The sequence below is a fragment of the Tatumella sp. JGM94 genome, assembly GCF_018257595.1.
Taxonomy (GTDB): Bacteria; Pseudomonadota; Gammaproteobacteria; order Enterobacterales; family Enterobacteriaceae; genus Tatumella; species Tatumella punctata.
On the sequence record NZ_JAERJN010000035.1, the window covers coordinates 1 to 15,844 of the forward strand.

General features: G+C 35.6%; 10 protein-coding genes. All 10 read left to right on the forward strand.

Annotated features, from left to right (window positions below; genetic code table 11):
- Positions 1 to 86 precede the first annotated feature (86 nt).
- Entirely contained in the window at positions 87 to 701 is a 615-nt protein-coding gene (locus tag JK216_RS16695) for a portal protein (RefSeq protein WP_349290177.1), read from the forward strand.
- 76 nt (positions 702 to 777) lie between these two features.
- Positions 778 to 1,674: a hypothetical protein gene (locus JK216_RS16700; RefSeq protein WP_212712134.1), complete on the forward strand. Its 897-nt coding sequence runs from the start codon at positions 778 to 780 to the stop codon at positions 1,672 to 1,674.
- A 130-nt stretch (positions 1,675 to 1,804) separates the two neighbouring features.
- Positions 1,805 to 2,782 carry a phage capsid protein gene (locus JK216_RS16705; protein WP_212712135.1) on the forward strand — a complete coding sequence of 326 codons (978 nt, stop codon included), beginning with the start codon at positions 1,805 to 1,807 and terminating at the stop codon, positions 2,780 to 2,782.
- A gap of 74 nt (positions 2,783 to 2,856) precedes the next feature.
- Positions 2,857 to 3,447 carry a hypothetical protein gene (locus JK216_RS16710; RefSeq protein ID WP_212712136.1) on the forward strand — a complete coding sequence of 197 codons (591 nt, stop codon included), beginning with the start codon at positions 2,857 to 2,859 and terminating at the stop codon, positions 3,445 to 3,447.
- Positions 3,448 to 3,449: 2 nt separating this feature from the next.
- A complete protein-coding gene (locus JK216_RS16715) occupies positions 3,450 to 5,831 on the forward strand; it encodes a hypothetical protein (RefSeq protein WP_212712137.1) in 2,382 nt (793 codons plus the stop codon).
- 29 nt (positions 5,832 to 5,860) lie between these two features.
- Positions 5,861 to 6,322, forward strand: a complete 462-nt coding sequence (locus JK216_RS16720; RefSeq protein WP_212712138.1) for a phage protein Gp13 family protein — start codon at positions 5,861 to 5,863, stop codon at positions 6,320 to 6,322.
- A 5-nt stretch (positions 6,323 to 6,327) separates the two neighbouring features.
- Positions 6,328 to 6,990 carry a hypothetical protein gene (locus JK216_RS16725; RefSeq protein WP_212712139.1) on the forward strand — a complete coding sequence of 221 codons (663 nt, stop codon included), beginning with the start codon at positions 6,328 to 6,330 and terminating at the stop codon, positions 6,988 to 6,990.
- Between the two features lie 12 nt (positions 6,991 to 7,002).
- Complete coding sequence (locus JK216_RS16730; protein ID WP_212712140.1) at positions 7,003 to 9,204, forward strand: hypothetical protein; 2,202 nt, start codon at positions 7,003 to 7,005, stop codon at positions 9,202 to 9,204.
- A gap of 35 nt (positions 9,205 to 9,239) precedes the next feature.
- Positions 9,240 to 13,481: a transglycosylase SLT domain-containing protein gene (locus tag JK216_RS16735; protein WP_212712141.1), complete on the forward strand. Its 4,242-nt coding sequence runs from the start codon at positions 9,240 to 9,242 to the stop codon at positions 13,479 to 13,481.
- Positions 13,482 to 13,553: 72 nt separating this feature from the next.
- Positions 13,554 to 15,692 carry a phage tail fiber protein gene (locus JK216_RS16740; protein WP_212712142.1) on the forward strand — a complete coding sequence of 713 codons (2,139 nt, stop codon included), beginning with the start codon at positions 13,554 to 13,556 and terminating at the stop codon, positions 15,690 to 15,692.
- Positions 15,693 to 15,844 lie beyond the last annotated feature (152 nt).

The window sequence follows — 15,844 nt, forward strand, 5'->3', positions numbered from 1 at the left end:
GTGGCGGTCTCAGTCCGGAACAATTTGAAAACCAGACCCTCGCTTAGGGCCGTGTCCATATTACGCGGGTAGGATCACAGAACTCTATCCAGAGTATTCAGACTCGTCTGGCTCAAGCGTTCTTACTTAACCAGTCAGCAACACGAGATGCCGAAAGGGTAACCGCCGAAGAAGTTCAGTTCATGGCTCAGCAATTAGAATCAGTGTTGGCTGGCGTCTACATATCCTTATCTGCAGATCTACAGATGCCTATTGTACGTGTACTACTGAATCAGTTACAAGCAACTAACAAAATACCACAGTTACCACCAGAAGCGTTGAATCCTTCAATCTCTACTGGTTCAGAGGCACTAGGCAGGGGACAGGATTTGAACAACCTTCAACAGTTCATTCAAGCAATCGGTATGGCGGATCAGCTCCAGCAAGATTCAGATATCAACATCAGTACATTGAAACTGCGATTGGGTAATGCGATGGGGATCGATACATCCGGTCTGTTATTGACGCCAGAAGAAAAAGCCCAAGCTCAGGCTCAGCAAGCACAGCAACAGTTACTTAAGCAAGCAACCGAATCAGCAGGTCAGGGACTGGGGCAAATGGCAACTAAAGATCCAGAGACACTATCAAGTGCTATGAGTAACTTGGGAATTAGTCCAGAAGCATTACAACAGCAAGGACTAAATCAATCACCACAAAGTTAATAAATATCAATAATGGCAATTAATTTTGTCATTATTGATAAATAATTAAGAATAAAATAACGAGGAATTTTTTCTTATGGAAGAGAATTTTGAAAATACAAATACTGAAAGTACTACTGATGATTATATTCAACACGAAGAAGTAATTTCAGAAGAAGAAAGACATAATCAGGAAATGCTGGAATTAGCAAAGAACACTACCACTCGTGATAAAAATGGTTTTATTGAAGTAGTTGAATCGGAACCTGAGTCAGAAGAAGTTGAAGATGTACCAGAAGTTGATGAAACTGAAAGTGAAGAACCAGAAGTTAAATCATTAAAAATTGAAGAGCATGAAGTTCAGAATTTAGATGATGCTGTATCAAATTTATCAGACAGTCAGGAAGCATTTAAAGACCTTTTGAATACTGCTCGCGATAAAGGTATTACTGATGAATTTATTAACTCTGTAATGGATGAAATTTCTGATACTGATACTCTATCTCCTAAAACAATAAAAGCATTACAGGAATATGGGTATACAGAACGTTTTGTAAAAAACTATATGGCACAGCAGAAAGCAGTAGTTGAACAATATGCTCAATCACTCGTTAATTATGTTGGTGGTACTGAAAGTTGGAATTCTATTATTTCACATCTTGAAACTAATCCAGCTATGTTAGGAATGCTTCAATCAGCAATGGATTCAAATAATATTGAGAATACAAAAGCCATTCTTAATATGACAATGAATAGTATCAACTCGACAAATGAGATTACTAAGTACAAAGAAGATCAGAAAAAAATTGAACGCTATGGTGAAAAGAAAACTAATTCTGTCGCTAATGTTTCAAAACCACAATCACAGCCTGTACAGAAAACTGGTTTTAGTTCTCAAAAAGAAATGGTAGCAGCAATTAATAACCCAAAATATGCTAATGATGAATCTTATCGTAAAGAAGTACAATTAAAGATCCAACGTAGTAATTTTTAATAAATAAATAAATGAATGAAACATCTAAAGGGAACTTTTCCATTATTCCCTTTTAATTTAGAACAATGGAAGTTCTAAAAATTTTAATTATATAACTAAATTTTAAATATTTTCATGGAGGAAAATATATATGTCAACTATGTCTAATGGTTCACGTCCCGGTCTAGATACTGGTGTAGGGTCAACTTCAACCGACACTACTGGATTGTTTTTAAAAGTATTCTCTGGAGAAGTCCTCGCTGCGTTCCAGCGCTCAACGGTTGCCACGAATAACGTTATTACCCGTACAATCACAAGTGGCAAAAGTGCCCAGTTCCCAGTTCTCGGCCGCGCGGCTGCTAAATTACTGACTCCTGGAAATTCTTTGGATGACCAGCGTACCGCAATCAAAAATACCGAAAAGGTCATCACAATCGATGGGCTTCTGTCCGCTGACTGTCTGATCTATGATATGGATAGTTTCCAGAGCGCTTATGATTTTCGTTCAGTCTATAGCAATCAGCTCGGTGAGGCACTGTCTCAGAATCTCGATGCTGCTATCCTCGCAGAGATCGCAAAATTGGCAAACACTGCAGCAGCTTCAATCAACGGTTTAGGTGCTCCGGCTGTTGTTTCCATGGGTGAAAAACCTACTACTCAGGCAGGAATCGGACAGAAGATCATCGATGGTCTGCTGGCAGCCTCTGCTACTTTGGATAGCAACTATGTACCAGCAGCACAGCGCGTTGCTTATGTAACCCCTAATACCTACAACGCGATTCTGTCAGCACTGGGTCCAAATTCTGCTCAGTATCAGACTATCGGTGATCTGGGTAATGCTACTCTGACCAATGTTTCAGGATTTACCGTAGTAAAAGCTCCTACCTTAACCGCTGGTACTACCGAGCATGTATTCCCAACTACTGGTGAAGTTACAGCTAGTAATGTGGCTTGTTTGATCGCTCATCAGTCATCCGTTGGCGTGGTTAAGATCAAAGACATCAGCATAGAGCAGGCTCGCCGTCCGGAATATCAGGCTGACCAGATCATTTCTACTATGTCTGTTGGTGTCGGTGGTCTTCGTAATGAGGCTGTCGGAGCATTGGTTTTCGAAGAAGCTTCAGCATAATAACTAACTAAAATAAAAATAACTTTTACCCATTCAGATATATTTCTGAGTGGGTTTTTTTTAAGGAAAAAATTATGGCAGTAACGAATTTAACAAATTTAAATGATCCAACTACACTGATGGCAGTAAATGAAATTATCGGTTCCATCGGGGAGAGTCAGTTAGATTCAATCGATACAGAAAACGTTGATGCTGTTAACGCTGTTAGAATTTTAGAGAAACAGTCCAGAATCGTTCAATCCAAAGGGTATACATTTAATACTGAACTACTTACATTAAAACCAGATTCTAAAAGTAATCAAATTCGATACAGTACATATTGGATTAAAGTTACTGATCCTTTTCATCAGACTAATTATATTAATAAAAATTCATTACTTCATGATCGAGTAAATCAGACTGACATTTTTGATAATGATATCACATTAGAAATAATTGCTTTTCGTCCATTGAATGAACTACCGGATTGTTTCTTGAATTATATTATTGCCCGTTCCGTGAGGCAGTTTAACAGTTCATATTTTGGTGACAATAATATTGATTCAATTTATCAAGGTATCGAATCAGAAATGAAAATAGAGTGTTTTAATTATGACATGGACTATTCAGATTTTAATATGATTTATGATAATCCATTTACAGCAAGCAGAGCGTACCGGAGATAATTATGGCATTACAAAGTCAGGAAATAAAAAACCTCATTCAAGGTATCAGCCAACAACCAGATTGGTTAAGATTTCCATCTCAAGCTGAAACACAAATAAATGCTTTCAGTTCTGAAAGTGATGGTCTTTTAAAACGTCCACCAACAGTATTAAAGAAAAGATTAGGTGATTCAGATTTGTTTTCCAATGATCCAATAATTCATTTAGACAACCGTGATAGTACTGAACAGTACTACATAATGTTAGATGGTTCTACTATCAAAATTTATGATCTTGACGGCAATGAAAAAACATTAAACAGTAGTGATTATATTTCTTATGTTACAACAACAAAGCCACGTGATGATTTACGATTATTAACTGTCGCTGATTATACTTTCATCGTTAATAAAACTGTTACGATAGAACAGTCTTCTAATTATACTGATACTATGGATTGGGATCACACAGCACTAATTTCAGTGCGAGGTGGGCAGTATGGCAGAACATTAAAGATAGGTATTAATGGCGAATGGACAACAGGTTTAACATTACCTGATGGTTCTTCAACCTCTGATATTGAAAAAATGGATACTGGTTATATTATTGATCAGTTAATCTCTCAATTAAAAACAACTTTTCCAACTTATTCATTTTCTTCAGGGGAAGGTTATATTGAAATTACCGCACCATCTGGAACTACTATTAATAAAGTCCAGTCAATTGATGGTTATAATAATGAATTACTAAGAGTAGTATGGTCTTCAGTCAGTTCAGCAACATATTTACCGTTACAGGCACCTGATGGTTATATTGTTGAGATAACCGGAGTAACTAATAATTCTGAAGATGATTATTTTGTTAAGTACAATTCTACAAAACGGATCTGGCAGGAATGTGCCGGTAGTAATGTTAATCAAGGATTTTCAGAATCAACCATGCCTCATGTTCTCATTCGTGAATCTGATGGTACTTTTACATTTAAACCATTCACATGGGGAATACGAAAAGCGGGTGATGAAGATACCAATCCAGACCCCAGTTTTGTAGGTTCTACTATTAATAATATTTTCTTTTATTCAAACCGTTTAGGTTTCTTGAGTGGAGAAAATGTAATAATGAGTAGGGCAGCACAATACGAAGATTTTTATGTTGCTTCTGTTGCTGCTATTAGTGACGATGATATGATCGACATCGCCAGTTCTGATAGTCGAATTAACATCCTCAAATGGGCTATACCATTTAATGAAATGTTATTGCTCATAAGCAATGATACTCAATTTGTTCTATCGAAAACATCTGGTATATTAACAACTAAAACAGTAAGTTTAGATTTGGCAACGAATTTTCCATGCTCCGATTATAGTCATCCCATGGCTATAGGACGAGGTGTTTATTTCTGTACACCGCGATCTGAATATTCTCAGATTAACCGCTACTATGCTGTACTTGATGCCAGTAATGGTAATGATGCTCAGACAATTAATTCTCATTGTCCTAATTATATTGAGAATGGTATTTTTGAAATCAGTGGTAGTGCTACTGAGAATTTCATTACATTGCTAACTGAAGGTGCTAAGAACAGAATTTACATGTATAAATTTCTTTATGATCAAGATTCTGTAAAACAACAGTCATGGTCACATTGGGAATTCCCATCAGATTTTGAAGTACTTACAGCACAATGTATTAATAGTAAGATGTACTTAGTACTCAAAACTTCAGCGGGTATTTTTCTTGAAACTGTTGATTTCACATTGAACCTTGAGGACTTAGAAAATGAGCCTTATAGGATATATCTGGATGGTAAAACTACTTACACAGTACCGTCAGGTTTATATGACGGATACACTAATCGTACAACTTTAACCGTCAAAGACTTCTATGGTTCGATAGGTTGGGATTGTAATTTGAAACTTGTTTCACAAAATGGTCGCGTATATGAATGTGATAGGCCAGATGTTGGATGGACAGATTCTACAACAGTCTCGTTGTATGGTGATTTTACTGGCGATGTATTCATTGTTGGTCGTGTATTCAAAATGTCCTATGAATTCAGTAAATTACTCATAAAACAGACTGCTGACGACGGAAGTGTATCAACAGTGACTAATGGTAGATTCCAGTTGAAAAAAGTAGCTTTATCCTACAAAAACACTGGTGCTTATGATGTTTCTGTCGTGTCTGGAACAAGAACCAGCAATTATACTTTTAGTGCTATCCGTAGTTCACAAGCAGATATTGGGGCGGTGAATAATATTCTTCAAAACGGTCAATACAGATTCCCTGTTCAGGGTAATGCTGCTATCACCACTATTACAGTGACGAGTGATTATCCAACTCCAGTTAGTTTAGTTTCTTGTTATTTCGAAGGTAATTATCAGTCCAGATCACAAGGTTTATAATAAATATTATTATTACTTAGTGAGGATTTATGATTATAAAGAAATTAGACAATGTAGATTACATCTATGAACTACATAATAATATCACTCAAGAAGACCTATCAGAATTTGAATTCTTTAAGAAGTATGTGATTAATTCTGATAGGACTTTTTTAGAACATTTATTAGAGATGTATAATGATACTAATAATAGTTTATCAGTAATACTACATAACAATGTTTTGTTATGTTTAGGAGGACATGATATTACTAATGGATGTATTTTTTTCTTAACCACAAATGAGAATAAGAACCTAACGATTAGTACAACAAAAAAATTTTTAAAGTTAATTAAACAATACAGGGATGAAGTACTTATTAATTTTGATTATGTTTGGAATTATGTTTTCAAAAAAAATCAAAATCATATCAGGCTATTAAAAGCGATTAACGCTAATTTCTATGCTGATGAAACATTTCAGTACTTTCAACTTTTTACCATAAGGAAATAAAATATATGTGTTCAGCAATGGGGGGTGGGATTGCCGGAGGAGTTTTTGGTACTGTCAGTGGTATCATGGCTAATAAACAGGCAGCCGACATCGAATCTGCCCGTGTTACAGCAACAAGAGAACAGGCAATAGAGTATGTCAAACAGAATAATTACACTCAAAATAATCTTAATTTAGAAGACAGAGATAATTATGATAATTTAGTCCAAGCAATGACTAATAATAATTTACAAGGATATCAGAAATTAGGTTCACTTAATACAGCTATATCTGAATCTGGTATTCAGGGTAACAGTGTTAATCGTTTGAGAAGCTCTGTAACTCAAAGTACTGATAATAATACTCAGAATTTATATAACCAATATCAACAGCAATACTCAAAAATTTATGGTGAGAAATTATCATCACAACTCCAAACTAAATCTGAAGTAGATAGTTTAGATCAGTCCATTCATAATCAATCAAATTTTTCTCAATTCATGGGTGTTCTGTCATCTACCGCATCTGGTGCCGCATCAGGTTATCAAATAGGAACAGGGTTATCATCAGCGATGAAATTGGGGAGTACTGGTACTGGTACTTCATCATTGTTTGGTACAACATCAGCAACAACCAGTGGCAGTACAGGAGCAATGAATTTAAGTACTGATTTTAGTAGTTATCTATAAGGAATAAAAAAAATGACAAATAGCATAGGTAATGTATTTTCACAGGTGGGAAATTCCGCAGGTGTAACCGGTGGTGCGAGTACCTCAATTGATAATTATATTCCAGATCAAATAAAGCCAGATCATATATCTAATGATAGTCAAAATATTTTTTCATCATTAATAAATTTCGCTAATGCGGGTACTCAGGTTTATACCGGTTATGCTCAGCAAGAAGCTCAGCAAGGTAATGACAGAAGTAATCAGATTTTAGAGTCTATGAACAATAAACAGATCAGCGATGCGTTACAATCAGGGACATTACAGTATCAGAATGATCCCTATACAATGAATCAACTAAAATCTAAGATGGCTGCTCAAACATCACAGATGGTTGATGGACAAATACAAAAGAACATTCAGAATGGTTTATATAATACTCCTGAAGAAATGTCACAAGATGCTCAAAAATTACGCCAAGACGCTTATAATCAATTATTGAGTACTAATGGCTGGGCTGCTAATGACCCTCATATTGTACAAGGGTATACATCAAACATTCAGCAGCGAGATCAAGTACTTAATCAGACACAGCAAACATTTACCAGTAATCAAATCAAACAGACAAAAGCTCTAACCGATGGCGTGTCACTCAACACTATGATTAATAATAGTGGCAATGCTCCACCACAACAGACAGCCGATAACATTTATCAGTATATTCAAAATAACAGGGCAAGCTCTGATGATAAAATGAATATGCTTCAGAGTGTTAATAGTCAATTAAGTAAAACTCCGGGTGGTGCTGCTATACTACAGCAGTTACAGAGTAAACAATTTGATCTCTATGGACAGAATGTAAATTATAACGATATATATGGTAAATCTGGTACTGATACTTTTATCACTCAGGCCGGTCAAAGTAATTATTCATATAGTAAACAAAACCGTGACTCATGGAATGACCAATTAAACCAGATTAGAATGACATCCGATCCAAATCAGGCATTATCAATGATTACTCAGGCAGGTATGACCCTTAATAATCAACAGCCGGGGCAGCAGACAACAGCACAGCAGCAGCAACTGGAAATGTTAAAACAGCAAGTTCAGGAAAAATTAGAACGTCAACAGCTTGTACAAAAAGCGGTATTTCAAAAACAAGCCCAATCAGATAATAGAGTTGGTATTTTAGTACATCAGTACTCAAATTCTGCCAGTGGTAATACAACAGCAATTACTGATATAAAAGGTCAAACTACTAACCCACAAATAGGAAATTTCACAACAGAAGATTCTGTTAACGCAGCAACGCAATATTATAATTCTGTTGTTAATAATCAAAATTTAACTCAGGAACAAAAAGATGATCAAATAATGACACTTGCCCAAAACACCCCTAATGGGCAGGGTATCAATGTTCTCATCTCTAATAAAATGAGCCAAGCATCAAATGAAATATCGTCTGCTGGTTTAACAGGTAGTTTAGATTTTACAAAAACACCACAATTAAATTCTTTCATTAGTATGTATAAATCCGATCCGAGCGCATTAGCTCATGCGATGGGAACTACTCAGCAAGGACAGCAGTTATATAGTCAAATTGTTACTATTTCAGGAATGACTGATTCCGGTATTGATCCTTCTCAGTACATACAAGGTCAACAAAAAATTAATAATATGGATCAGGCACAGAAACAGGATTTACAAACACAAGTATCATCATGGCAGAAAAATACCAGAAGCAATACAACAATGCCTACGATTAGTGGTTTAGGATGGAACACTGCTTCAAGTATTTTTAAGAATTCCTACGCCGCCACTGGGAATGTTGATTTTGCTACTCAACAAGCAGGTCAATGGTTAAACAATAATATAAAAACTTTCAGTAATGATAATTATACTGGCGGTGTTATAAATTCATCTCTTAAACTTACAACTGATTCTGGAAGTGAAAAAATTGGGCAGCAATTATTAGATGACAAAATCAATAATTTAGTAACTCAATACCCTGTATTGAAAGGAAGATTGTTCGTTACAAATGACAATTCAGGAAATATTATGATAGGTGATGCGTCAGGAGCATTAAAAGCTACAACTGGTCAATCATCAATAATAATTACCCGTCAAGAATTACAAAGTGATTATCATAATTTATTGAGTAATCAAAGTAATAAAGAAAAAGCAACGGATGATTTAATAACTAACTATCAATTGAGACAAAACCCTAAATAATATAAATAATTATTTTTAATGGAGTAATATAAATCATGGAAGAAAATAAAAACCCATATCAGAATCAGATTAATGCTGCTGCTGGAAAATATGGTATTGATGCCGGATTCCTAACAAAACTTATCGGTATTGAATCTAACTATAATCCTAATGCTGTTAGTCCTACTGGCCCGAAAGGATTAGGCCAATTCACAAAAGCAACCGGTGCGGCTTATGGTTTGAATTCTGATGCGGATTTCTTTAATCCTGATAAGAGTATTGATGCTTCAGCTCATTTGATCAGTGATTTACTCCAGAAAAATAATGGGGATTATGTACGTAGTGCTCTGGCCTATAACCAAGGTATGGGCACTGCCGGTACACCACAGTTATCAGCATACGATAAGAATGACTGGTCTATGATAAGCACTGAAGGGCAGAAGTACATTAAGAACTTCTCAGCATGGGATGATGGTAGTGATGATGCCCGTACTCAATTCTTGAATACACAAGGTGATGTACAGCAGCAACCCAATCCAGTATTCAGTACTACCACTGTTAATTCCACTGAAAACGCTAACAGTGAACAGAACAGTCAACCAGACAGTAGTACAACACTGTCCCCAACAATCCCTATTCCACAACAACCAGTAGTACAACCAGCCAGTTTTGATATCACAGCGGGCAATGCTCAAAACGTTACTATCCCGTCTTTAGGTGATAACTATGAAGTTGATATGTTCAATAATCCACCACAGGAAGAATCTTTCATAGATGGTGTTTTGTCGTATGCTAAAGCTTCAACGATGAGTAATTTCTTACAGGACGCTAACCACTATTTAAGATGGCAGAGTATGAATCCAGCAATGCCAAGTGGTGATGTACAAGGGAATATTACTGATCCTAATGGTTTTGTACCTAATAATTCAGATATTGATTATCTTCAAAATAGCGGATTATCACCACAGAATTATTCTCAGGTAGATGGCGCTTTCACCAGTGATGATTTTCGTTTTAAAGTTGATCAGGCATTAAGAAATCAACAGAATAATCAAGGTATGAAAGATGCTGGAACAGGGGGGACGATAGTAGGGAATATTGCTCAAATAGCGTTGGATCCTACAAGTTACATACCGATGGGGGGTGCTGCTATAAAAGGATTTAAATTGTTAAATCCATCTCTTACAACGGCGGCAAAATGGGGGGTGTTGGGAGGAATAACCACTGGTGCGAGTATAGGAGTTCATGACTTCGTAAGTAACACTAATAATGATCTTGATGATTATCTTAAATTAATGTCGTATGGCGTAGCAGTGGGTGCGGCTTTTGGTGGGATAGCTTCACATTTTATTCAACCTAAAAACGTAAGTAGTACAGTTTCTGATGCTGTTGATAACGGTATTAGTGATGTAATACCAGGTTCTATCAGTGATGTTCAAAATACGGCTGATACACTTTCACAGAACGCAGCCGCAAAAGCACAGAGGGTAGAAGCATCAGAGAGTGCTGAAACAATAAACGGCGTTCACATGGAACGTAACGTACCTGAGATGGATAAAGATCCAGTACTACCAGGTGTATATGAACATCCATTTGAACAAGGTGCTTATGTAACCCAAGATGGTGTAAACATTAGCCCTGATAATATTCTGAATCCTGAAACAGCACAGAAATCAATCATTCTTAAAAATGGTGAAGTGCCTACCGCAGAGAACAGTTCAGCTAAAGCATTTGCGGTTAGATTGGGTAGTTTTGGTGAAATTGGTAATGATATTCATTCAGTTAATAATCCAGAAGTAAAAGCATTAGGTGATTTATTATTCCGTCCTACCAGTGTTCTGCGTGATGGTAGTCGCGGTAATTTTGGACTAACTGCTTCCGACACTATTCAGTACATTGATGGTATTGATAATCTTTGGACAAGCAAGTACGTATCGAACAAAAAAGCAGCTTTAAAACTTGCTCAGTACTCAATCATGCCAGATGCCCAAGCTGAAAGCATTCTGAATCGTAAAGTAGTAGAAGCGATTGAAGATAGTAGCGGTAATAAAATGTCTGCTTTAACATCAGAAGAACAGAATTTTGCTAAGCATATTCAACAAAACTTCATTATGAAAGAAGACTTTGCTGTGAACCCTAAACAATTAGGTTCTGAAAATGCTGTACCTTTATTAGATAAATCATTCAATAGTGGTAATTATGTCCCACGTCATTATAGTCCTGACAAAATTAATTCATTACGTGAAAGATTAGCGTCAATGGGACTTGATAAATTTGATGACATGAAAGATATACTGAAACAATCATTTAAAAAATCATACTTATCCAGTCCTGATATAGCTAATGAATTAGAAAGACGTATTGTAAATGATAACTTCGGTGGTGAACGTTTAGAAAAACCAGTAAGGAATTCATTTAAAAAAGTTGATGATTATAATAAAGCAGTTGAAGATTATAATAATCAGTCAAAAGAAATATCTTCTTTAGTTGATGACCATATTGAAAAGTTATCATATGGTATTTTGCGAGGTGATGATAACAACTTAGCTGATGTTTCTATGAACCTTTGGGGTAATGATGGCGCTACTGTTAGTGACAGTAATTTTCTAAAAGAACGTTCACCATTAAGTACTGATCAAGTAATTAAACTACCAGATGGAAGTAATTTCAGTGTTAATGATATTAGAGATTTTGATTTAGATCCAATAGTTGAAGGTTATAATAATAGCATCAAACATAAGCTTGCTGTTGCTTCTGTTGGTTTAGATGGTTCAGTTTTAAGAACACGTGTGAATCAACTACATGCTGAGTTATTGAATAATGGTAGTAAACGTGATTCTGAAGTACTGATGAATGCTTATAAGATCATTTCAGGACAGGCAAGACGTGACCCTGAAACTGCGTTAGGTTCATTATTATCAAGTTTAACGAGTAGTACATTTTTTCTTAGAAACAGCTACATGGCAGCAATGAACTTCACAGAAATAGGTGGTGCCTTGATAGATGGCAGTTTAAGAAGTGCTTTAGACCATATCCCTTTATTACGCGATGCGTTTGCTTACAACACAAAAGCTGGGCGTGAAACTATGAAGTCAATTTCAGATATGAACTTTGGTAAGTACATAGATGAATCATTCCGACCTTCATATCAGGATAGGGTAGAAGCATTAATTAATAACCCTAATGCTACTGAGAATATGGCAGCAATAAAATTAGTCTCTGGAATAAGAAATGGTATTGATACAGCCAATCATTACAACCCATTTAGTATTGCTTTACGTGGTACAACTAATGCGATTATTGATGCTGCTCGCCAGACCATTATTGGTGATATGGTAAGAACTGCCTTTGAGAATAAATCATTACCAAAATATTTGAGTGACAGTAAATTAAATGGTCTATCTATTTCTAAAGAGAATATGAATGATATAATTCAGTACTTTCATGATCATATTCAATATAACGCCAAAGGTGATTATACGGTTAAAGATATGAAAGCAATGGCTTCTGATCCTCGCGGCTCATTATTCCGAAGATTAGCGGAAAACTATGCTGATACTGTCATACTTAGACCTGAAACTATCAGTAGTTCTCAGACTAAGTTATTACCCAGAGCATTAAACATACTGACTCAGTTTAAAATGTTCTCGGTGAGATCTATGAATGGTCGTTTAATGAATGTGATAGGGGATAGCTATTTTAATAAACAGTATGCTGATAATAGTATGAAATTCGTACTTAGTACGGTATTAGCGGCAATGGGATATATTGGACAGACGTATTCTCAAAGTTATGCTATGCCGCCACAACAGCAAGATTCATATCTTAGAAATGCTTTAGATCCAAAGATGCTGGCCTATAACGCTTTTGCCCGTCAGTCATTCATAGGGGGTCCTATGGGATTAGCTACAACGGCCTATGGGATTCTAAGTGGTGGCGGTGGTCCATCTCAGTATCTAAGAAGTACTAACATACCTGATATCCAACAGAAACCAGCAGGCAAAACGTTTGAAGGTGCGACTATGTATGATCCTTCGTTCACAAGTCTCTATGGGCAGATCGCTGGGCAGATACCGGGATTATCAGTAGCAACATCATTAGCATCAGCTCCTTACTATGAAGCTAAAGCTATGATGTCTCCAGAGTTCTCAAGTGACAAAATGCTGAATAGTACCGCTGCTTATAATAACTTCCGAAACATTGTTCCTAATAATCCAGTAGTTCAAATGATGCTTTATCATATTTTTTCACAACAAGGCATTGATTCTGAATATTTCAGAAAACAGGCACAAAAATAAAACCCATCTAAAGGGAAAATAATATAGGCAATCCATTGACGGATTGCCTTTTTTTTAAGGATAAAAATAATAATGGCAACTCAAAATGAAGTTATTGCTACCTATACATTAGATGGCAGTACTCAATTATTCACCATCCCGTTCGAATATCTTTCAAAAAACTTTATTGTTGTACAGTTGATGACATCAGATACCTCAACGGTGAAAGTACTGACATATTTGGATGATTATACATTTAATGACAGTACTACAATCAAAACTGTAGATGTTTGGGATAAAACTACCTATGAATATCTTCAAATTGTACGAGATACTTCAACTGAACTGATCGTAGATTTTGCTGATGGTAGTGTTATTCGTGCGGATGACCTGAATACTGCTCAAAGACAGAGTATAGCAATTGCTGAAGAGGCTCGCGGGTATGTAGATGAAAAATTAAATACCATCACAGAAACGGTACTGGCAAAAGCTGATGATGTATTAGAAGCGGAAGCAACACTACAGAAATTAATTGATGAAAATACTGATCAATTAAACCGTGCTATCAGAATTCCTAGTGCTGATAGTTTAACAACTAATGATTTACCAGCGAAGGTAGATAGAGCTAATAAGCTTTTAGCCTTTGATGAAAATGGACAACCAGAAGTCATACCCGCTACAGATGGTAGTGCTAATGATGTTTTTATTGAGCTAAAAAAAGATACTGGTGCTAACCTTGTTTATACAACAGATGGTACATCAGTCCAATCAAAATTAGATTCAGTCCTACCATCGGTACTTTCAGAGTTATCAAGTACTGATTCTGATAAAGGTGATGCTTTAATTACAGTAAAACAGCCATTCACTGGAGCAGTATCAAGGACTCAACATGATAAAAATACAGATATCATAAATGTGAAAGACTTTGGGGCAACTGGTGATGGTAGTACCGATGATACAAAATATATTCAGGCCGCATTGAATAGTGTTACTGGTTTTATTTTTATGAATCCAGGAACTTATATAGTTTCATCTTCTTTAACTATACCAGAGAATGTTCATCTTATCGGGGGTTATGAAAGTACAGTAATAAAGCTGAAAGATAGTTCTACTGTTTCCTCTGTTATTAGTATGAGTAATTATAGCTCAATAAAAGATATTCATATTAACGGTAACGGTGATAATCAAACAGGTGCTTCATACGGTATCCTTTCTTATGATACTACTGGTGTTATTCTTGATAATGTTACAGTAGAAAATCAAAATGGTATATATTTTGGGTTCAGTAATTCATTAAAATACAGATTGAATAACTGTAAAGCTGAAAACACTGGTATTGTGAATAGTACTCTAAAACCCGGATTTTGGTTTGGTTATGATTCCGGTAGTACTGTTTATAATTATGCGGATTCAGATATTATTGACTGTAAAGCATATGGTATGTCATTAGACGGTTTTATCGTCAATGTATCAGGTGTAAGATTCATTAACTGTATCGCTAATGGGTGTGGTGTAGGGACACCAACTGATGGATCATTAGGTGCCTGTGGTTTTTATTCAGATCTGAGTACTGGCTGTACTGATTTAAGTTTTATTAATTGTACAGCTAATGAGAATACTGAATGTGGATTTGATATTAATTCAGGCTTAACATTATTACAGTCATGTACTGCTAAATCTAATGGGTTGAGTGGTATTCAATTACGCCCAAACAGTAATTCTGTTGGTGATATTAATATCAATGGTTCAATAACAAGAAGTAATGGTACATCATCAACAACATTAAACCCTGATACATGGGTTAAATCAGGTATTGTTATTCAGGGTGGTTGTAGTGGGGTTACTATTGATGGATGTAATAGCACTCAAAATAAACAGTTTGGTATACAATACGTGTCAGTATCCGGGAATAATTCATCGCGTATAAATATTGGATCAAATTGTACATCATACAATACTACTGATAATGATAATATCTCTCCTGCGATTTATACAAATTCAACTCTTACATTAGGAGTCTTTATTGAACCAAGAATAAAAACCATTCATGGTAATATAAATGTAGGTACTGGTGGTGGTCAATCTTCAATAACAATAGCAAGTAGTATTTCATATGTTGAAAGTGTGAACGTTTATTCAACATCTACTGATCAGACACTTACTTTTTCATACGCTATTGTTTCAGGAAAATTATTAGTAAACGCTAATATTGAAGCAGCATTTATATATTAAATTAAATATGTATAAGTTAAATGAAAACAGGTAATAATTATGGATATTAAACAATTTGAAGACTTACTATTAATTATCAAAACTGAAACAGCAACAATGTTGCTGTCAGATTTATATGATGAAGAAAAAAGAACACCACAATTATACAATAG